At 49.0% G+C, this 20,219-nt stretch carries 14 protein-coding genes; 7 read left to right on the top strand and 7 right to left on the bottom strand.

The window, feature by feature from the left end; genetic code table 11:
* Position 1: 1 nt before the first annotated feature.
* Positions 2-421 (bottom strand): ATP-binding protein, encoded by a 420-nt coding sequence (locus tag AC6I7T_RS23115; protein WP_497790121.1) that lies wholly within the window; start codon positions 419-421, stop codon positions 2-4.
* A complete protein-coding gene (locus tag AC6I7T_RS23110) occupies positions 418-1,533 on the bottom strand; it encodes a PP2C family protein-serine/threonine phosphatase (protein WP_497790120.1) in 1,116 nt (371 codons plus the stop codon). The genes AC6I7T_RS23115 and AC6I7T_RS23110 overlap by 4 nt, the downstream gene beginning before the upstream one ends.
* Positions 1,534-2,702: 1,169 nt before the next feature.
* Here AC6I7T_RS23110 and AC6I7T_RS23105 point away from each other — a divergent pair.
* Together AC6I7T_RS23105 and AC6I7T_RS23100 are read left to right on the top strand one after the other, a co-directional pair.
* Positions 2,703-2,882, top strand: a complete 180-nt coding sequence (locus AC6I7T_RS23105; RefSeq protein WP_497790119.1) for a hypothetical protein — start codon at positions 2,703-2,705, stop codon at positions 2,880-2,882.
* Between the two features lie 161 nt (positions 2,883-3,043).
* A complete protein-coding gene (locus AC6I7T_RS23100; protein WP_497790118.1) occupies positions 3,044-3,364 on the top strand; it encodes a hypothetical protein in 321 nt (106 codons plus the stop codon).
* A gap of 10 nt (positions 3,365-3,374) precedes the next feature.
* Here the strand turns inward: AC6I7T_RS23100 and AC6I7T_RS23095 are convergent, their stop codons facing one another.
* Together AC6I7T_RS23095 and AC6I7T_RS23090 are read right to left on the bottom strand one after the other, a co-directional pair.
* Complete coding sequence (locus tag AC6I7T_RS23095; RefSeq protein ID WP_497790116.1) at positions 3,375-3,701, bottom strand: hypothetical protein; 327 nt, start codon at positions 3,699-3,701, stop codon at positions 3,375-3,377.
* Positions 3,702-4,123: 422 nt separating this feature from the next.
* The gene (locus AC6I7T_RS23090) at positions 4,124-4,810 is read right to left on the bottom strand and encodes an aquaporin (RefSeq protein WP_497790115.1); all 687 of its coding nucleotides are present in this window, start codon (positions 4,808-4,810) and stop codon (positions 4,124-4,126) included.
* A 2,240-nt stretch (positions 4,811-7,050) separates the two neighbouring features.
* Here AC6I7T_RS23090 and AC6I7T_RS23085 point away from each other — a divergent pair.
* The 3 genes from AC6I7T_RS23085 to AC6I7T_RS23075 all read left to right on the top strand — a co-directional run bounded on the left by AC6I7T_RS23085 (position 7,051) and on the right by AC6I7T_RS23075 (position 12,677).
* A complete protein-coding gene (locus AC6I7T_RS23085; protein ID WP_497790114.1) occupies positions 7,051-9,693 on the top strand; it encodes a PAS domain S-box protein in 2,643 nt (880 codons plus the stop codon).
* Between the two features lie 262 nt (positions 9,694-9,955).
* Positions 9,956-10,342 carry a response regulator gene (locus AC6I7T_RS23080; protein ID WP_497790113.1) on the top strand — a complete coding sequence of 129 codons (387 nt, stop codon included), beginning with the start codon at positions 9,956-9,958 and terminating at the stop codon, positions 10,340-10,342.
* A 19-nt stretch (positions 10,343-10,361) separates the two neighbouring features.
* Positions 10,362-12,677 carry a PAS domain S-box protein gene (locus AC6I7T_RS23075; RefSeq protein ID WP_497790111.1) on the top strand — a complete coding sequence of 772 codons (2,316 nt, stop codon included), beginning with the start codon at positions 10,362-10,364 and terminating at the stop codon, positions 12,675-12,677.
* Positions 12,678-12,802: 125 nt separating this feature from the next.
* On the opposite strand, the gene AC6I7T_RS23070 is transcribed toward AC6I7T_RS23075, so the two are convergent.
* The gene (locus tag AC6I7T_RS23070; RefSeq protein WP_497790110.1) at positions 12,803-14,707 is read right to left on the bottom strand and encodes a response regulator; all 1,905 of its coding nucleotides are present in this window, start codon (positions 14,705-14,707) and stop codon (positions 12,803-12,805) included.
* Between the two features lie 1,543 nt (positions 14,708-16,250).
* Between AC6I7T_RS23070 and AC6I7T_RS23065 the strand changes: the two genes are divergently transcribed.
* Entirely contained in the window at positions 16,251-18,032 is a 1,782-nt protein-coding gene (locus AC6I7T_RS23065) for an IS1634 family transposase (protein WP_497790109.1), read from the top strand.
* Between the two features lie 596 nt (positions 18,033-18,628).
* On the opposite strand, the gene AC6I7T_RS23060 is transcribed toward AC6I7T_RS23065, so the two are convergent.
* Positions 18,629-19,306, bottom strand: coding sequence for an FG-GAP repeat domain-containing protein (locus AC6I7T_RS23060; protein ID WP_497790107.1), 678 nt, complete (start codon positions 19,304-19,306; stop codon positions 18,629-18,631).
* Positions 19,307-19,426: 120 nt separating this feature from the next.
* Here AC6I7T_RS23060 and AC6I7T_RS23055 point away from each other — a divergent pair, with 120 nt between their 5' ends.
* Positions 19,427-19,831: a VOC family protein gene (locus tag AC6I7T_RS23055; protein WP_497790105.1), complete on the top strand. Its 405-nt coding sequence runs from the start codon at positions 19,427-19,429 to the stop codon at positions 19,829-19,831.
* A 148-nt stretch (positions 19,832-19,979) separates the two neighbouring features.
* Here the strand turns inward: AC6I7T_RS23055 and AC6I7T_RS23050 are convergent, their stop codons facing one another.
* Positions 19,980-20,159: a hypothetical protein gene (locus AC6I7T_RS23050; protein WP_497790104.1), complete on the bottom strand. Its 180-nt coding sequence runs from the start codon at positions 20,157-20,159 to the stop codon at positions 19,980-19,982.
* Positions 20,160-20,219: the final 60 nt, after the last annotated feature.

Raw genomic sequence — 20,219 nt, 5'->3', positions numbered from 1 at the left:
CCTATTTACTTTCTTTGCGTATCCAGAGCGTGATCTGGTTACCGCTTCGGCTGAAGCGCATCCGTTCGGCATACAATGCGCAGAGTTGTAACCCACGGTTGGAGGGCGTAGTCGTATCCAACTTGCTTTGACATGCCTTCCGCCAAGCGAATCCTGGACCTTCGTCCTTCACCTGTAAACAAATCCACTCCCGACCCCCCCAGAGGCTTAACTGAATGAACTTATCTGGCTCGTTCTGATTTCCATGGATCACAGCATTATTCAGGCATTCTCGAGCCAATAGCTCAACCGGGAAGCAAACCCGGCGAAGATCTTCCGGTTGGAGCAACGCGCGGATCTTCAGGCAGAGCAAATCCACTTCGGCAAGACAAGAAGGAATTTTTTGGTGCAAAATTGGGGTGTGCCTCTGAGACGACTTCATCTTTCTACCCCCATGAATAGCGTGTCGTCCTCGGGCGATAATCCGGCCATCACTTCATCTACGATTGCAGGTACAAGGTCCTGGAGCGGCAAGGTTCGCCGTGAGAGACAAGTATCGGCCAAGCGCCGAATGCCCTCTTCAAAAGAGCCACCGGTTTCGATCAAGCCGTCGGTGTAAAAGAAGACCCTATCTCCCGGCAGCAGGGTCATTTCAGCCGTACCGAAAACAGCATCTGCGAAGGCACCGACTACATCACCTGTCTGCTGCACAATTGTCGGTTCGTCTCCATTGACAGAAATAACAATCGCAGGCGGATGAGCTGCATTTACCAAAGAAAGACGGCCGGTCCGATGGTTGAGACGGGCATACATGAGAGTGAAAAATGTTCCAGGGGGAAGAATGCGGCAAAGGGAGCTATTAATGGCACGTACTATTTCTACGGGAAGGTTCAGCGGTCCAGCGTATTCGGAAGCCAGCGCCTTTAACGACGCAGTCCAGAGCGAAGCGGCCAGATCATGCCCGCTAGCATCGGCAATTAAATAATCCACGATGTCTTCCCCAGCAGGGATAACATCGTAAAAGTCTCCACCCGCAGCAAGCACCTGGCGTATAGAAACCTGAAAGTGTGCGACCGGAAAATCCTTCGGATGAGGCATCAGATTCAGTTGAGCGATGGCTAATCGCTGCACTCGCTCAGCCTGAAGCTCGGCGAGCCATTCATAGGCCCGCTTGAGACGTAGATGTGTCCGTACTCGGGCAATTACCTCTGCTCCAACGATTGGCTTGGTGATGTAATCTACTCCTCCGACTTCAAAGCCCTGAACCTTTGTGGAGGTGTCTTCGTTCGCGGAAATAAAAAGAATTGGTGTGGTGAAGGCTGTTGCATGGGCATGCAGGGATCTACATACGTCGAAGCCGGACCCATCCGGTAAGTTAACGTCTAAAAGAATCAAGTCGGGCAGTTGCTCGTGAATACCTTGCAACGCTCCAGCGACATTTCCCGCGCTGGCGGTTCGAAACCCAGCCCGCTTCAGAAATCCGTCGATCGTGCGGACTATGCTGGAATCGTCGTCAACGATGAAAACCAGCGGACAAATATTCTGCTCCCGCATGAACATCCTTTAGTGATACGTCCATTATTAATAGGACAATCACCTTCTTTATTCGGGTCCCGACATATTTTCTCGTGCGAAAGATATAAAACGGGATAGTCCATCATTATGGGAGTCATCACGGCACAGATTTGCGACATAAATTGTCGCCGTGTAAATCAATTGTAAAAATTGACATCCCCAACGATTGTTAGTACTTACACACGTTCAGTTATAGACTTCTACGACTTCGACTATCTGTCGTATACTACTCGCCGATATCGTCAGTAGAGCTCATCTCCAATATCGCTTGCACATGCAATATCAACAGGACCTTAACTCCGCGGTTAATAAATGCAACATGAGTGCTAGTGAGGACTATACGCCCATAATATCCGCATCTTTAGAATGCAACCGGAAATTTTGTCTAGCCTGTTCGCTTCGGGACAATCGTGAAGTTGGTCCCCAAATTGGTCGAATGATTCCGCAGTAGGGACAAGGGAGCGGTCTCTTTCCTCATAATTGAGCAGCTATCACTTTCATGACTTATGCCCGTTGTTATCAATAGCTTCCGGATCATAACGGGAGCTGGGTAAAAAATAAACCCCAACGATTCGGATCTAGCTTAACCACCTCACGAGAGCTATAGTAGATGTCGCAGAGACGACGATAAAGCTAAGTAGTGGAAGAACATCTGTATAGAGACGTGAACCGATCATGAGGGAACCGCAAGGCCATTCCCTGGCATCTTTTCTTCGCGAGTAACTAAGAAGCAGGAGATGACCACACACCGAGCAAGATCGTAATAGAGAGCATGCTGTCCTCCATCTGAATACAAAGTCAGGAACTCAGACAGCGCCCACTAACAGACCGAAATAGCACGGTAAGTATCCGATAGCTGAGATCTGGAATCCTTGATCACCATCACTAGATCAGGCCATACAGACGTCCGCATTCCTTTTATAGCGCCTCGTGGCTGCCGATCTTCTGGTCAAGCAGGGAGAACTTTATCCATCAAAGAAAAGTATTATCCTTTTTTGTTTCTTACATTTGTCTTTGTAGGGTGTGGATCCGCGATCCCTAATATCCCGACTAGCCAAGCTGGATCAACCGCGACACAGCGTTCCTATAGTGGAACGGCGTCAGTGGGCGACTTTCTCAGCATCACTCTTGACTCTAGTACCTAGACCATGCACTATACCAATTACTCTAGTGGCGATTCTGGAACGGTCTCCTACACGGTGAACGGAGTTGGAAGCTATAAAATCGACGATCCTGCAGGCAACCTCCAAACGGCACAGGAGGTTCCTAATTACGCGCTTTTGATCCAGACTGCCAAGACGAGCCCCAACCACATCCCCCTGCACTGATCACAGCCGTACAAAAGTCCACCATTTCAAAAACGAGGATGGCGGGAAATCGGTACAACTACATGCAATTCAGGACCGCCGCCGGCGGCCAGGAGATCGGCTCTGTTTCAATCGATTCCTCTATGGATATTAACGTCAACAGCTATTGGCTATAGGGCGCTATGCAGAAGCAGCCCGCCTTCCATCAAAGAACTTTTGACGGAGCCAACATCACCACGGATGTTGCCGGAATGTTTCTCAAGAACATTGATCCCTATGCCAGCAGCACTGACTACCTCTTCGGAACTACCAATGGGATCTTCGCCGTCGATACTGAAAGCGGAGCGATCTTGAGGCTGAAGAAAGGAACAAGCAAAAGCTTCGATCCCTCCTATTCCGGCACCCTACAAGGCAATCTACTACCAGAAGACCAGCGCCACTACTGGAATGAACAATCAGGAAACAGGCATTCCAGCACTACAGACGGCAGTGCTGGTTATTAATAGTACAGGCTCAGTGACGGCGCAGGACGCCTCCTGAAGCATACGCCTCCCACCAACAACGCTGATTCCCGTAGCGGACGCCGTATACCTGGAAGGAACAGGAAAGCTGAAAGACCCATGCTTTGGACTCTTCACCTTCAGGGTAATCACGGCAACGACACAACAGGATGTTTTCTTCAGCTTTATGGATCACGCAGTTTTGTTCTTTTCTTTCACGGCAAAAGGTTCCACCCTGAAAGAAAACGCCTATGACTACCTCTACGGAATCGGGATCAAGTAAGCACCTGAAGTTCGGAACGCCGGACGCCCCAGCTAAATGTCCTGCCTCTTTCATCATGCAGTGTCAATCTCGCAAGGTATCTGATCTTCAAATGCCAATAATGAAATGTCTCCATTCTAGGGGAGATCCGTAAACCTCGTTTAAATCTAGTCTGGGATGTGCCGCACACTTGAATAGGGATAGCGGAAGGATTGGATTTAGCAAGTTTCGAGCAAAACGACACTGCTTGATCTTTCACCTTCGGTCAGAAATTAAATCCTGTGCGAAACACGTCTGGAATTGCGTAGCGTGAAGACGATATGTGCACTTGCATTTCCAAGATCAGAACTAGGGAGACTGTTTTCGGCAGTCTCCCTAACCTGTACTACAATCGGCGATCCTCCATTTCATGATCGCGCACATTGATTTCTCGACGCAGTCGGACAATATATATATACAAATTACTATCAATTAAATGATTATTTCTCGCACAGTGCTATTTATCCATTGACCTCTAGAACTTTGGTGCGAAAGAGCAATCCGGCTACAATACCCGCAAGACTCGGTGCTAACATGAAAAGCCATACCTGAAACAATGCATGCCCGCCCACAAGCAGAGCAGGCCCCAGACTGCGTGCAGGATTCACGCTCACGCCCGTAATGTGAATACCGAAAATATGAATAACCACAAGTGTGATACCGATTGCAAGACCGGCAAAGTCACTCGGGGCAGCCTTCTGCGTAGAGCCAAGGATCACAACTACGAAAATCAGAGTAGCTACAAACTCGAAAATAAAAGCAGAAGCCAAGCTATATTCGCCCTGGTAGCCGGGCCCCCAGCCGTCCTGGCCCAGACCCTTTGCTGCGATATTATATCCACCTCCGACGCCAGAGATGATAATAGAAAGCACCCATGCGGCGAGAATGCCCCCGAGAAACTGCCCTACCCAATAACCGATCAGGTCTTTGACTAGCATACGTCCCGCGACAAAAACACCAATGCTCACTGCCGGGTTGATATGGCAGCCAGAAATCGGGCCTATACCGTAAGCTGCAGCAATCAATCCGAATCCAAAGGCGAAGGCAATGCCTATGATGCCGACAAGATCACCGGCAACCACCGCGGTTCCGCAGCCGAAAAGCACAAGGATAAAGGTTCCGGCCAACTCAGCCAAATATTTCTTCACAGTGTTCTCTCCTATTTTCCTTTTGCATCTCCATGTCGATGGTGAATGCGCGCTATACACTGCCAGTCGCGGACTAAATGGGGAAACGGCCGATCTGGCTAGAGCGCGCACGCGCTCGGAGTGTGACAAAATACCGCAACTCAGTCAATAAAAATCAAGCAGCGCGCTAGTGCTCCATACCGCACAGTCTCTCTTCCCTATAGATCTTGAAGTTTGAGATCCCGTAAGAATGTACTTAAGAGGTCAGGACGAATGTGCGTAGCAAACTCTCAAGCACAGCGTTCGGCACGCCTAACTGTTCCGCGAGGTGACTTCACTCGATGTGGAAACGGCTCCCTAAGTAAAAAATGTTTCACGTCGAGCTGTGGGAATTGCTTCGGATACGATCCGAATGAATTACCCTCTATATAGTGCGGTCAAGCTCGCAAAATTCATTCCGAGTGCGGAAGTAACTGACCTGGTCGCGACCATTGGAGATAAGTTTATTGCAGAAGTATGAGCCTGATATGCCGTTGATTTCAGTAGCAATCAATACTTGAGAATATGCAAGTTTCGCTGAAAACATGGAGAATACAGAACAAAACACAAAACTCTTCGACCTTGAGCTGTAATTATCTTCAGCGATCACTCTGCACCGACTGATGTGGGCACACGATGTTACATTCTACCTAACGGTCATCTCGGAACCAAGGACAGATTATCTTTGATGTCATAGCCATCTTGAAAATAGATACCGACATGCTGCTCAACGCTACCAAGGAACGAATCCCACCCACTCTTCGCAAACTACACGTTGACATCTATATCAGAAAGAGGGAGATGACTAAATATGCGCCATCTTAGTGAGAAGATGGGGTAAGACAGCAGTGAAGAGATTTGTTGCTTAGCTTCGTTATCTTTTTCGAGATGAAAGAAGAGGAGTAGGTCGAAAGATTGTAGGCCCACTCTTCAGCACATTCGAAACTCTGGAATATATTCGTCGTTGGCTAAAGCTAGCACAGATGGGAGGAGTCACCGATGATGCTTACTAAACCAGATTGCAACTTTCGTTGTTCTGCTAAATTCGAAACAAAAGCACAAGCCTCATCCTTCCCCTTAACCGTCAGAATTGGTGAACGAAATAGCCGCCTCTCAAATCCAGATTTGAATGCCCTCGCTGCCAGTGGAGGTAAACCTTCGACCAGAAGATGGAGTTGGCTCTCGCGCAAATGCCGATAAAGACTCCTTCAAAATTAACGAGTGCCCACTCTAGCGGACAAATAAAGGCCAGGATCCCGGATCAAGGCTGCAATGCTTAGATCACTGCGGGGATCTTGTCGTTCATCATTTCAAAATTCGGGGAAGAGGCTGAGCCCGGTGGGAAGCATTTGTACTTTCAGTGCGGCACATTTTTCAGCTTTGAGCCCCCGTCCGAATCCAAGATCTCGCAAACCTTCCGCCACAGATCAACCACTACAAATTGCTTCTGGAGAAAAGCAACGCTGGACTTATAACTCCGTGATGCAAAATGACATCATCTGTATCCCCAGAGGGGTAGAGTATACGTGCTTCAATGAGCAGGGAGAATCTAGGCGAAGCTGTTTGACCAGCCAGTTTCTTCACTTCAAGATGCCAGCCATACCGACAACGTCTTTACAGTTGTACTCCGCCCCTGGCAATAAAATAAATAGGTGTCGCATCTCAGCCGGAAGCTTTTTCTCCGAGGTGAATTGCAGAAAATAAATGACTTGTTCATCCTGCAGGAGAACTGCTCGGTAAAACTGTCAGACCCTTCTCTTGAAAAACCGATCGCATCCACAAAAGATCGTGAGTGCAATTCTCACGCTTGCCCGAATCGTCAAGAGATGTTCAGTCCCTTGCAACGATGAGGTTACGACGTCATTCTAATTCGGGAATTTCGTGGAAGTCTATGAAGGAGAATCACTAATAGACTGATTATTTTAAGCTTGACGACATTTTGACCGAGTCGCCACCATGTTGTGATGCCCATCACATCCCTATCTCTCAGAATTTCGTGTACTTTGGGGACCAGTTTTCAATGAACGCTTACGAATACTGGCATTGAAAATTGTAGGTTTAATGCTATTTAGCTCCCCCGAATACAGCCTAATTTTGTAAATGGCCATAAAGAATAGGGCTTGGCCCTAAACCGTCGAAAGGATGTTATCGCGATGGTGAGCATAAGGATATGGCTAGAAAGCGGAAGAAAATCTAGCACCGCAGCTATGTATAGGGCGGTAATGGATCCCGGGACCATTCCTACAGCACTGCGTTTCACGATTGCAGTATTTGCAGTTGGAGTAGTTACATTGCTTGGCATCTGGTTGCGTCCCTTCAGTTATCTAGCGCCATTCTTGCTTTTTTATCCCGCAATAGTTCTCTCCACATGGATCGGCGGGTTGCGTCCAGGGCTGCTCGCCGTGGGGTTGGCTGCTATTTCGGCAAATTCTTTCTTTATGCCCATCTATGGTCAACTCAGCCTTGATGTACCGAACCTGATCTCAACAGTATTACTCGCAACAACCTTTATGGGAATGTGCTGGCTGTTGAATCTTGCGCGCCAACATTTAGTAACCGGGAGTGAGAAAAAATTTCAGGAGTTGGCAGACTCCATTCCGCAATTGGCATGGATGGCAGATCCAGATGGCTGGATCTCCTGGTACAACCGGCGCTGGTACGAATACACAGGAACCACGTACACACAGATGGCAGGATGGGGCTGGAAGACAATTCCTCACCCGGAAGTGTTGCCGAAAGTTCTGGAACGATGGCAAGCTTCGATTGAAACCGGTGAGCCATTCGATATGGAATTTCCTCTGCGGGGAACTGACGGTATCTACCGTGACTTCCTGACTCGCGCAATACCAGTCAAAAACTCCGCTGGTACTGTAATTCGGTGGTTCGGGACTAACACGAACGTCAGCAGGATTAAGAAAGCTACTGTGGAACTAGAACGCCAGCTTTCAATCACGCAAGCGATCACTATGACCGCTGCTGACGCAATATTCCTTTGTGACGCAGGGGGCCGTACTACATTTGTGAACCCGGCAGGCCGGACAATGTTCGGCTTTACCGATGAAGAACTGCTTGGAAAGAAGCTTCACAACATTGTGCACGATAAGCATCCTGATGGGAGTGTGTATCCTCCATCCGAGTGTCTCTTTGAACGGGTCTATGCGGAAGGTCTGACTTTGTACGATCATGAAGATGTGTTCTTCAGCAGAAATAGGATACCGCTTGATGTCTCCTGCTCTGTAGCGCCAGTGATAGAAGACGGCAAGGTTACGGCTTCTGTACTTGTGGTGCGTGATATCACCCAACGTAAACAGATAGAGCAAGAGTTGAGTGCAATCTACGAGAATGCGCCGCTTGTGATGTTGCTTGTGGATGGGGAGCGCCGTGTTCGAAAAGCAAACAGGTTTGCCAAACAACTTTCCGGATTTGGGGATGCTGAAATCACAGGACTACGCGCTGGCGAAGCACTGCACTGTCTCCACGCCTTGGATGTCCCTGAAGGCTGTGGCGGTGGTCCTCAATGCCATCAGTGTCGTGTACGACAGACAATATTCGACACATTCAGTACAGGGCGCAGTCACCAGCAGGTAGAGGTGAACCACTCTCTTAACTTCCATGGCGAATCAACAGAGATGACATTCCTGCTGTCCACCGCGCGACTCGAAATCTACGGGCGTTTTAATGTCTTGGTGACCATGCAAGATATTACCGAACGGAAACAGGCAGAAGAACTGCGACGAGAAAGTGAAGCAAGATTCCGTTCTATTTACGAGCATGCTGCCGTGGGAATTGACATCATATCGTCAGATGGAAGATTCCTCATGGTGAATGCAGCGCTATGCCGCATGCTCGGATATAGCGAGACAGAATTGCTTGACAGAAACTGGCAGGAGATTACACATCCAGAGGATACGGTTCGCGAGACACAACTGCTGGAAGCGATGTTAGAGAGAAAATCCCATTCTTATGAGATCGAAAAGCGATTCATCCATCGCGGAGGTTTCCACGTGTGGGCCAATCAGACATCCTCTCCTGTAGAAGACCATGCAGGCAATGTTCTCTATCGCACCATGGTCGTTCAGGACATTACCGAACACAAACAGGCGGAAAGGGCTTTGGTTCGCAGCGAAAACTTGGCAGCTATGGGCAAACTGGCCGCTACTATTGCTCATGAGATTCATAACCCGCTGGAATCAATGACAAATATCATCTATCTGTTGAAGAGATCTGCCACAGATATGCGTACCCAGGAATATTTGAAGCTGTTTGAGAATCAACTTCATACCCTTACTCGCATCACGCAACAAACACTGAACTTCCACAGAGAAACCGGACAGCCAAAAGAGTTTGATTGTGCACAGTTGGTTTGCGATCTACTGGAACTTTTCGAGCACAAGGCAAAGAAGAAGGATATAGCTATTGCAAAAAAAATAGATGGAGAAGGAAAAATCTTTGGCTTTAGCAGTGAGATCCGTCAGGTAATTTCCAATCTTCTGATCAATGCAATTGAAGCCACACCCAATAACGGACGAATCACGATCCATCTGCGTGAGACCTCTGACTGGCGTAGCCAACCCCGACGTGGATACAGGATTTCCATTGCTGATACCGGAACAGGTATCGACCCACAACATCTAGACCTTATCTTTCAACCCTTCTTTACAACCAAAGGAGATAAAGGAACCGGCCTCGGATTATGGGTAAGCATGGGAATTGTTGACCGGGTTGGGGGGTCCATGCGTGTACGTAGCACGCAGCGCATTGGAGCCTCGGGCACCTGTTTTTCAATCTTTCTACCGATTACAGCATCTCTGCCGAGGTCGCCGGACCAACTTTTATACGAGAGAGTAATCCCAAGATCAGCATAAAAATGTATCCGAAAAACAACGCCCGAGAACACGGTAAACCACTCGGACTTGATGGATCTCCGATGCCGCAAATCGAAAGTTCTAAAGAGCTTCCTTGACGCCAGAGGCGCAAGAAGGATGACTCCCGAAGTGAAAAACAGGTTTCGTGAACACCGCCAGCATTACAGATTCGTCATTTCCATTGTGAATGTCAGGCATGTCCTACATCAAAATCAGCTTAATCTGACAGACTACCCTTACATCTAGAGCACAATCTCTACTCATGCAAGACAAAATAGGAGTAGTCATAGTTGACGACTTCGCGATGTGGGTCAGCCGCCTCGGCTCGATGGTCGAGGAAACTGAAGGTCTCTCGGTAGTTGGTACGGCCCGGACCCCCAATGATGCGCTCAAATTGCTATCCCAGCTACATCCCCAGATCATGATTTTGGATATTCTTTTGTCCAACGGAACAGGTCTTGACGTTTTGGAAGGCCTCAAAAAAATAAGTGCCGATACGCGAGTGATAGTAGTTACGGGATCACCATCGGTCCATTTGAGAATGGCTTGTCGAGGTCTGGGAGCCCGTTATTTTTTCGACAAAGCTCTGGAAGTCGAACAATTGCAATCTGCCTTGGCTGATCTCCGGGAAGAGCTAAATGCACATTGATAAGGCTCGGATAAAGAGCATGTTGAAACTCACGGCTGATTTGACCTGCGATGCAGTTATTCGGGCCGGATTGCAAAGTTCGACATTACCCACTTTGCCGCGCTACACCGCAGCAGCCGTTCTGGTTCTGGTTGCTTCCGTGATCCGGGAGGCAGTTGCCCCTTTTCTTGGTTCGCATGCTCCCTATTTGCCATTTGTGCTTGCGATTACGGTCGCTGCTCGTATCCTGGGTCGAGGCCCAGCTATTATGGGCACGGTTTTGAGCGCCGTCATCACCATATATTTTTTCCTTGAGCCCCCTCACTTTCACGCACTCACGAACCGAAATGTAATGACGGGCTTGATGCTATTCCTCCTCGTCGGAACGCTTGTCAGTCTCTATATCGGACAATTGCGCGAAGCATTTCTGAAAATTTCCCACGTGGGAGCGATACTACAAAATAAAAGCGAATTGATAGATCTCTCTCATGACGCAGTGATTACAACCGACGCAAAGGGTGCAATCACTGGGTGGAATAAGGGAGCCGAAGACATGTATGGATGGAAAGAATCGGAAGCTGTTGGCCAAGCAGTTCACAAACTATTGCAAACCAAAGACAGCCTTTCAGTGGCTCAAATAGATGACATCCTTTTTCGTCAAGGCCGATGGGATGGAGAACTGTTGCGGCGTAAGGCTGATGGAACTGTTGTTGTGACAGACAGTCGCCGAGTGTTGATTGAAGATAACAGAGGCACTCCGGAGCAAATCCTCGAAATCAATCGGGACATTACCGAAAGGAAATACGTTGAAGAGCAACTGAGAAAAAGCAAAGAGCTCCTTCTTGCAATTATAGAAAATGTTGACGACGGCATTTATCTCAAAGATCGGGTGGGTCGTGTACTTTTGGCCAATCCCGCTGCTTTACGGGAGTTAGGCAGAACAGCCGAATCCATTATAGGGAAAAGCCATGCGGAGATTCTAGAGAATCCGGAAGATGCCATAACGGTCGTGACGCGCGACCAAGAGGTGATGGACCGGAACGAAACATCCACTCTAGAAGAAACGTTAGAAACACCAGCGGGAAGGACTATCTATCTCTCAACGCGATCGCCTTGGAGGGATCACAACGGAAATGTCATTGGCGTGGTAGGCGTATCAAAAAATATCACGAGACTAAAGCTGGCTGAAGAACGCATCAAGCAGGAACAAAAGCAGGAAAGCATCAGATCCTTGGCAGGCGGAATCGCACACGATTTCAACAATCTTATGACTATCATCATAGGAAGCGCGAAACTGGGCATATCTGCTTGCAGTAGATGCACACATTCCGAGGAGATCATATCGGCCGCCGAAAGGGCCACCCATCTCACCCAACAATTGTTGTCATATTCGGGACATGGCCATATTGTGAAGGAAACCATAAATCTCTCGAAGTTGATCACCCAAGCAAAAGAACTCCTATTCACTTCCATACATGACAAAATTGCCTTGAAGTTCAACCTGCCCACGGAATTACCTGATGTAGAAATCCATTCCGGCAATCTTGAACAGATTCTGGTAAACCTGATTGTCAATGCAGTAGAGGCAATTTCGACAGATGCAGACGGACTGATCGAAGTGTCGACCTACACACAGGAAATCTCCTCCGACGCAGCAGGCAAAAATATACATGGATATAAGATTACAGGAGGCACTTATGTTTGCCTTGAAGTCCGTGACAACGGCAGCGGCATGGAGGAAGGGATAATTAGCCGTATATTCGATCCCTATTTCTCCACTAAGTTCACAGGACGAGGGCTTGGCCTGGCAGTTGTTCATGGGCTTATAGTTGCCAATAAGGGTTTCAGCGAAATAGTGAGTGCGCCGGGACTCGGCACTGCTTTCCGGATCTTCTTCCCTGCGTCAACCAAGACAGTAACTGCAAGAGCTGTCGATAACTCTCGACAGGAAAAGTCAATTGAAACATCCACAATTCTAGTTATCGATGACGAAAAGATGGTCCGTAAACTTGTACATATAATACTGGAAAGGCAAGGTTATAAGGTTTTGGAAGCAGAGAATGGAAAGGCTGCACTTAGTCTTCTTGAACATGCTCCGACATTACCTTCCGTCGTAATTTGCGATCTCGCAATGCCAATCATGGGAGGGGAGGAGCTTATTCCGATTTTAGCTTCCGAGTACCCTGCTATAAAAATCGTTATCAGTAGCGGCTACCCGGAAGAAGCGACTCGACAGAACTTCCCCAAAGCTGCCGTTTCAGCGTTCTTACAGAAGCCCTATATGCCTGAGACCCTAACCGAACAAATCAGCAAAATCTTGACTTTCGAAACAGATTTTCATAAGCAGTCCGCATAATTCGCAGAAACAACTGATTCAGCATCCTATAACATTCGCTTCCGCATTGCTCTACTCTTTGGCATAGAGAAAATGTTTGACTTTTATCCAGCAAGTACTCCAGCTTGAACAGACAATCCCCGAAACTAAGCAATACTCCGAATGTTATCTGCAGTCGGTCCGAGCGGCATACTCACAGCTATTGTAGTGCCGACTCCAGGCACCGAATCAATGTCTAGATCGGCTCCTAAACTACATGCCCGCGCTTCCATGCCTAATAGACCGAGGGAGCGCTCACGATTACGCTGACGGATAAAACCACAGCCATTATCTGCAACTGTGAGCATAAGCGTCTCTCTTTCTTGGTGCACAATGATTTTCACCTGTGAGGCTTGGGCATGGCGGCCAACGTTTGTCAGGCTCTCCTGTACGATTCGAAAGAGCATGGTTGCTTGATTTGTATTCAGTTTTATGCTGCCTAGAGAAGGACAAGTAACCTGAACATCTATCCCGAACTGCTGCTGAAATTCTTCTGCATGAACTTGGATAGCATCTTCCAAAGCAAGATGCTCCAGGATAGCTGGTCTCAAGTCGGTAGCAATTCGCCGGATTGACCTCACTGCGTTTTCTACTCCGACAATAGCATCGAGCAATTTCTGTCTGGCCGCGTCCGTATTCCGTTCTGCCATACGCCTTTCCAGCGCAGCTAGATCAAACCGGATTCCAGTAAGCAGTTGGCCTAGCTCATCATGTAACTCACGCGCCAGTCGTGCCTGTTCTTCTTCTCTGATAGCTTGTAACCGCGCCGCTAGACGGCGATAGTCCTCCATGCTTGCATCCTGCGCAGTGCGCAATTGTCTATTCTCTACCTGCAACTCTTGTCCGCGATAATAAAGCTCCTCCTCGTTTGGGTGCTCGGAGAGATAAAGCTTATCGCCTAGATTAGTGACGTCCATTACGCGGTGCACAATCCATCGAACCTGACCTGATGTGTCGAGGATAGGAGTGTTTACGAAACTCAAAAATCGCTTTTCGAATTCTCCTGACTCGTTTCTCATATCGTATTTCTGGACCGCCATGGTATCCGGCTTTCGGGTTTGAAGAACCCGTTGCAATGAGGTACGAAGATTGACTTCACCAGTTGCACCGAAATCTAAAGGGTTGTTCGGAAAAATCTCGAATAGGTTATGTCCGAGAATGCAGTTTCTCTTCGTCATCGTCGCAAGAAGATACGAATCCGTTGCGGCTAGAACAGTAAACTGAGGGGACAAAACTAGATACAAGCTAGAATCGCCTTCAAACAGTACTCGGAAATCCAACTCATTCTGGGCGCTTGATACTTGCGGCACAGTGTCAGATGAGAAGAGTTTTGTGCCCTCGATGATTCCAGACTCGACAGCAAACCGCACCAAATCCGCATTAGTCGTAAGCTTAAGTTTTTCAAGCACCCTGGTGCGATAGGTTGCGATCGTTTTGCTGCTTAGGTTCAGTTCCTGCCCTATTTTGGTGGGACTCCCACCCAAGGCTATCATGCGGAAGACTTGGAGTTCTCGATCGGATAATAGTTTGTGCAGCTCCCCTGATCCACATCTCAGATTCTCGATAAGTACAGCAGCAAGTTCAGGGCTAAGATACTGCCGTCCGTTTAGAATCATTCGAACCGCTTCTGGAATCTGTTCAATCGGACGGTCCTTCATCAGATAGCCATCTGCCCCTGCCCGAATCGCACGCCAGCCAAATTGTTCCTCTTGATGAAAGGTGTAGACCAGGATTTTGAGTGGTGGCTGTATATCCTTCAGATTTTGGATCAAATCCAACCCGCCACGTCCAGGCAGATTGAGGTCGAGTATAGCTGCGTCATATTGTAAGGTTCGTATCTGTTCAATAGCGCCTTCCGAATTGCTTGTTTCTCCAAACTTCATTTCGCTAAAGGTCTTGGCGAGTATTTCACGTAGTCCCAATCGAATTAGACTATGGTCATCAATGAGCAAGATACAGCCGTTGCGCTTTCCGAATAAGCCTATGGGAGGCAAATCCCTATGAGCCATCATATGTTTCGCTCCAAAAGAGATACCCTGCAGGCCGTCCTGTAAATCATCTTCTGGGGAACAGAACAATACTGGCTCATATTCTATTTCTGTGTAATCGATTTCTTTGAAGATTCAGCTACATACTCTTTGGCTCGTAGCTAGTTATCTAGAGCCTTTTGTGACAAGGGATCCAACGCTCACGTTCTGAATGCCCTCAAGACAAGAACTGCTATTTCATGCAACGCGGCGATTCTCTCTCAGCCTGTCCTAAGTGTCAAGGGTTCAGGACGACACTTCCTGAATACGATTAATGCGTTGCCCCCCATCCCGTTCAATATGTGCACCGAGGTAAAACTGGAGAAAGTTCGCGAAAAAGGCGAGACCCTGAATCCATGTTCTTCATAGGAATGGCATTTACATCGTCCAAGCCATGCAGCCGTTCTGATTTATTTGAGAATCGCTTTCGACGTGGAGCCTTGTTCGACCTGAAAAGGACTCATTATGCCCATCAGCGACTACATCGGCCAACACAATCAAAGCGCTAATTATGCTTTTCAATCTGGGCAGCCAAAACCAAGGACATCTCGCAGAAGGTCTCGCGCGCTCGCACGACCCTTTCTTTAACGATGTGATTAGCAGCGGAGTACGCTTCGAGCAACTAGGTCAGTTCGTCCACGGCCAGAAGAGCAGAACCGACCTAAAACTTGGGAAAAGAGTTGGGGAAACTTAGCGCCGATTAGGCTCCAAATCAACCTTTTGGCACCTCGTAAACCGATGAAAACACAGGAACTCCCTCCTTCCAGAACGACTGTTAACTGAAGGGTTGTAGGTTCGAGTCCTACCTGAGGAGCCAAATTATTTCTACAGCTTAGAGCCAGCCAAGAGCATCCCAATACAACTAAAAACTTGGCAATTGTACCCAATTTTTGCCCATGCTCTTTCAAAATGGAGCCAGTCTCCATAGCACTCCTGCGCACGCTGTGACCCTCCTCAGAAGTACCGACTCCGAAGCCTAATCTCCGATTTTGACCCTCGGTCTCGCCGATTTGCGCGAATTCAATACCCGCTCCACTCTCAATCGCGCTGTTGTTCATCGATCAACGCGCCATGCCGACACAGGAGCGCATGATGGCAGTTTTCAAAAGAGGAGAGGTGTGGTGATACAAATTCCACTTCGCGGGTCGCTGTATTCGTGAATCGTCAAAATCGAATTCCAAGACCGTAGCCAAGGCTGCCGAGCAGCAGCGAAGACGAGAATTGGAAGCAGGGTTTCACAACATCCAGGAAGAACGTCAATTACGGATCTGTTCCCTCAAAGAAGTCATTAACGAATATCTTCAGGGATATCGACTAAGGTATCGATCCCCCAGTTTCGCGAAATATGCCCTAGGGCATTTGTCTCGACTGTTAGCCCAAGTTCGTCACGAGAAGGCGAAGAAAGGGTAATTTTCGGGAAGGAGTGGGCCTAAAAGGTAATGAAATCAAGAGGGGTGTAGTGAAAAAGCGATGTAGTGCAGACCTACCCTCTTGAAAGAAGATAGGAACGTGTCAAGATGCGCGCAGGATGTTTTTGCGCGCACACCAACGAAGCAAAGACGGCAAAGCACATACGTATTGGTCGCTGGTGGAGACGATACGCACGGCAAGAGGGCCACAACAGCGCACGCTTTGCTATCTAGGCGAACTGAATGGCTTGGCGCAGTCCCGCTGGCTAAAGACCATAGAGGTTTTCAACGAGCAGGGGGAAAGTCGTCAGCTGCAGTTATTCGCAGCCGACCAAGCTCCTGCAGGAGAAGATGAACAAGTTGTAGCGGTGCGAGTCGATCAGGTGCGTTTAGAGCGGACGCGACGCTTTGGGGAATGTTTCTTAGGGTTGGAATTGTGGCGGCGCTTAGAGCTGGATGTTTTTCTTGCCACGACGCTGGATCGAAGCCAAGAGCAGGTTGAGATTCCGTGGCCGAAAGTTGCAGCCCTTTTGGCCATCAATCGGCTGTGCGCTCCCGGCAGTGAGTTAGCCATAGAACAACGCTGGTTTCCCTCCACTGCCTTGGATGATCTTCTCCAGATCGAAGCCGACAAGATCAATGACAGTCGTTTGTATCGTTGTTTGGATCGGCTCTTGCCGCACAAGGGGAAACTGGAACAGCATCTGCGACAACGCTACGGAGAGCTGTTTTCTGCCGAATTCGATGTCTTGCTTTATGACTTAACCAGCAGCTATGTGGAAGGCGCCGCAGAGCGAAATCCGATGATGCAGCGCGGCTATTCGCGAGATCATCGACCTGACTGCAAGCAACTGGTCATTGCTCTGGTGGTCAATACCGAGGGTTTTCCGCTCAGCTATGAAACCTTCGACGGCAACCGAGCTGATGTTACCAGTCTGGAAGCGGTGGTGCGCATGGTGGAGCGCAAATACGGCAAGGCTCGGCGGGTATGGGTTTTTGATCGCGGCATCATCAGTGAAGAAAACCTGCAGATGCTACGCCGTCATCAAGGCCAGTATTTGGTGGGCACGCCGCGCAGCAAGCTGAAGCAGTTCGAGCAAGAACTCTTAGCTCAAGACTGGACCAAGGTGCGTGAGGATGTCGAGGTCAAACTGCTGCCGGCAGGCCAGAACCAGGAGACCTTTATCCTCTGCCGTTCCATGGCGCGGCAACAAAAAGAAAAGGCTATCCGCAGCCGTTTTTCGCTGCGCTTGGAAAAAGCTCTGGCAGGGTTACAAAAACGCATCGCTACAGGCAAGCTTACGGATCGCAATAAAATCGAACGCCGTTTAGGCAGTATCCAGGCACGCCATCCGCAGGTGGCCGATCTTTACCGCATCCAGGTTATCTCCGAAGCAGGCAAGCTGGAACTGAAGTGGGAACTTGATCCGCAACGCCGCGATTGGCAACAAGCACGCGAAGGCGCCTATTTGCTGCGTACCAACTTACCAGCTTCGGATCCGGAACAACTATGGAAGAGTTACATCCAGCTAACGGAAGCCGAAGCGGTATTTCGCGCTCTGAAAAGCGAACTATCGATACGACCCATCTATCATCAACTGGAGCCTCGCACCAAGGCCCATGTCCTGGTCGCTTTCTTAGGCTACGCCCTGTGGGTTACGCTGAAACATCTGCTCAAAGCGCGTGGCTCGACTCTATCTCCTGCGCAAGCTCTCGCTTTGACCTCAACCCTACATAGCGGCGATATCGTTCTGCCAACCACAGATGGTCGTCAGATCCGCTTGCGCCGCGTTACCCAGCCGACTTCAGAACTACAAACACTCTTTCGTCAACTGGTTATCACTGTCCCAGATCGGCTACATTTTGATCGCGAATGTAGTGCAGACTTTGCTCTTGCCTAAACTGATCTTAAAAGACTTAACCCTCTTTCAACCTTCCTCGTGACGAACTTGGGTTAGGCACAGAGCTGATCGTGGATATCGACCATACGAAGGCGCTTCGGTATCAGGAATAGCGATTGAAAGAAGACGCCGCGCTAAAGTCGATTAATGAGGAAGTACGTTTCTTATTGAAGATGTTGGGCGATCACAAACGCGCAGCAAAAGCGACACCAAGAATTGCCGTGATCTTCCAGATAGTTTGGCCACGGCTCCAGGAGCCAATCTGCCTGAACAGTTCACCGAAAGCAAACTCGGAGTCTCTGATATGAATCATCAGAAGATTAAAAACCTAACCCATCTTGCATTACCAACTATGACGTATTGCCGTTCGATGCACGTCCCTCAGCCACAGCAGTCTGCTGGATTCCACACCATGGACAGAATCGCTGGTGACATCTGATGAGCCGATTGGTTACACCGTAGTTTCCGGTACCCCATTCGATTCACGAAAAGCACGTGAATCGAATGGGGTACCTACTACAAAGCACAACTTATGCCGAATGTGGTTTTCTCGGATGACAAAAATGTTCTAGCATTGCTTCCTTTCCTATAGGTATTTATGGATAAGCCGCCGGTCTTTTTATCTCAATTGGAGAGGAAATATTCTGGTGATAGTTACAATTTCCGAAATATAAGGCTTGAATGTACCAATCGATCGACTGAGCTTGGGCAGTATTTCCCGGAAGTGTAAGGCTTGCGGGTCCAGTTTGCGTCGCACTGCTCAGAACAAGGCCGACAGGAGAGAATCCATTCCCAAAAGCTTCTGTCAGGTCGGCAAGACCATCTCCGTTGATGTCAATCACCTGAAATGAGATGAAGTGACTCTCATATTCCGGAAATGGAGTAAAGACGGAGGCATTATAGATCGCCTGAGGCAGGAACGTGCCCGGATGGCTGGGATCGGCAAGGAGCACACTGACACCAGCGCTGGTGGGATCGAGTTGCGGATCTGATGATTGAACGGCAAGGTCATTCCATCCATCGCCGTTCAGATCGACAACCGAAATACCGGTGGGCCATTCGAAGGTAAAGCCAACAGGAATGACTACTTGTGGAAGGAAGTGAAGGGTATGAAATAGAGACAGGAAGGATGTGACTGGTACGCAGAGGCACTCAGCATAATCGAGGTCCGATGTCCTTCTAGGCCAACAATCACTTAAGCGTGCCAATAAGAGCGTTGCCCTATTCACAACAGTGACAGCCCGCTGCGATCCTTGCGAGAGACGCGCGTTCAATCCACATCGATTTGCCGCTTGATGACAACAAGTGCGCGTAGACAGCCGAAGACTGGCCGACCGCCGCTCAAATCAGAACAATTGACATCTCGTTTTTGAAGCTGGTTTAGTAGATAGGCTATGGCAGATTGGTTCGCGCGCCCCGTCCTACACGTAACCGATGTCGAAGTCTCGCTCCGCTTTTACGTTGATCGGTTAGGATTCACGAGCCCCTGGCGCTACGACGATGGCAGCAGAGTGCGTGTCGCACAGGTCGATCGGCAGGGCTGCGTGCTGATCCTCGCCGACACTTGGCCGGAGAAGATCGGCAAAGGGCTGATATTCATTTCCCTGAATGTCGAGCCGGAGGCGCAGATCGCCGCACTGGACGGGCTTCGTGCGGAACTGGAGGCCAAGGGCGTTCCGGTCAAAGAGGGTTCGTGGGGCTACCAGCTGCTGGTGGTCGATGATCCCGACGGTAATCAGCTCTTCTTCAACTATCCGGCCGAAACTCTACCCCACAAGATTGCTGACAATGAAGCGTAATCCTCCAGCCACGCGTCGCCTGAACGCGTGAGCACCGCTGCAATTCTGCGAGGTATTCGACCGGTTTGCGGAATATCGCTAATGCACTCATTGCGTTTTCCGGGGCGTTAAGAATTCGCCCCGGACTAACGTGGATATGGCAACATGGTTAGAGTGATGCGAGGAATGCCAGGAGGCTATCATCAGGCCGGAAGCGCTTGAAAGTGGTTCCTGACGAAGTGACCTTAGCGAGGGCCTTCTCCTTCAGCGTCAGACTTGTGTGCAAATATCCGTTTGTGATCTCGATGCTCTCGTGCCCAAGCCAAAGTGCAATCACTGAGATGTCCACGCCTGCATCCAGCAGAGTTTCAGCCCATTTTCACGCGGCCTCTACAACTTTGCATCAGAG

It is taken from the genome of Humiphilus diazotrophicus (assembly GCF_059726315.1).
Note: the sequence above shows the minus strand (reverse complement) of the source record. Positions and strands in the feature narration are given on the sequence as shown.

Bases quoted from the DNA above. Each gene is read 5' to 3' on its own strand.
- AC6I7T_RS23115 (WP_497790121.1), bottom strand. From the start codon at position 421: ATGAAGTCGTCTCAGAGGCACACCCCAATTTTGCACCAAAAAATTCCT.
- AC6I7T_RS23065 (WP_497790109.1), top strand. From the start codon at position 16,251: ATGTTTTTGCGCGCACACCAACGAAGCAAAGACGGCAAAGCACATACG.
- AC6I7T_RS23055 (WP_497790105.1), top strand. From the start codon at position 19,427: ATGGCAGATTGGTTCGCGCGCCCCGTCCTACACGTAACCGATGTCGAA.
- AC6I7T_RS23070 (WP_497790110.1), bottom strand. From the start codon at position 14,707: ATGATGGCTCATAGGGATTTGCCTCCCATAGGCTTATTCGGAAAGCGC.
- AC6I7T_RS23095 (WP_497790116.1), bottom strand. From the start codon at position 3,701: ATGATGAAAGAGGCAGGACATTTAGCTGGGGCGTCCGGCGTTCCGAAC.
- AC6I7T_RS23075 (WP_497790111.1), top strand. From the start codon at position 10,362: ATGTTGAAACTCACGGCTGATTTGACCTGCGATGCAGTTATTCGGGCC.
- AC6I7T_RS23080 (WP_497790113.1), top strand. From the start codon at position 9,956: ATGCAAGACAAAATAGGAGTAGTCATAGTTGACGACTTCGCGATGTGG.
- AC6I7T_RS23110 (WP_497790120.1), bottom strand. From the start codon at position 1,533: ATGCGGGAGCAGAATATTTGTCCGCTGGTTTTCATCGTTGACGACGAT.
- AC6I7T_RS23105 (WP_497790119.1), top strand. From the start codon at position 2,703: ATGCACTATACCAATTACTCTAGTGGCGATTCTGGAACGGTCTCCTAC.
- AC6I7T_RS23100 (WP_497790118.1), top strand. From the start codon at position 3,044: ATGCAGAAGCAGCCCGCCTTCCATCAAAGAACTTTTGACGGAGCCAAC.
- AC6I7T_RS23085 (WP_497790114.1), top strand. From the start codon at position 7,051: ATGGATCCCGGGACCATTCCTACAGCACTGCGTTTCACGATTGCAGTA.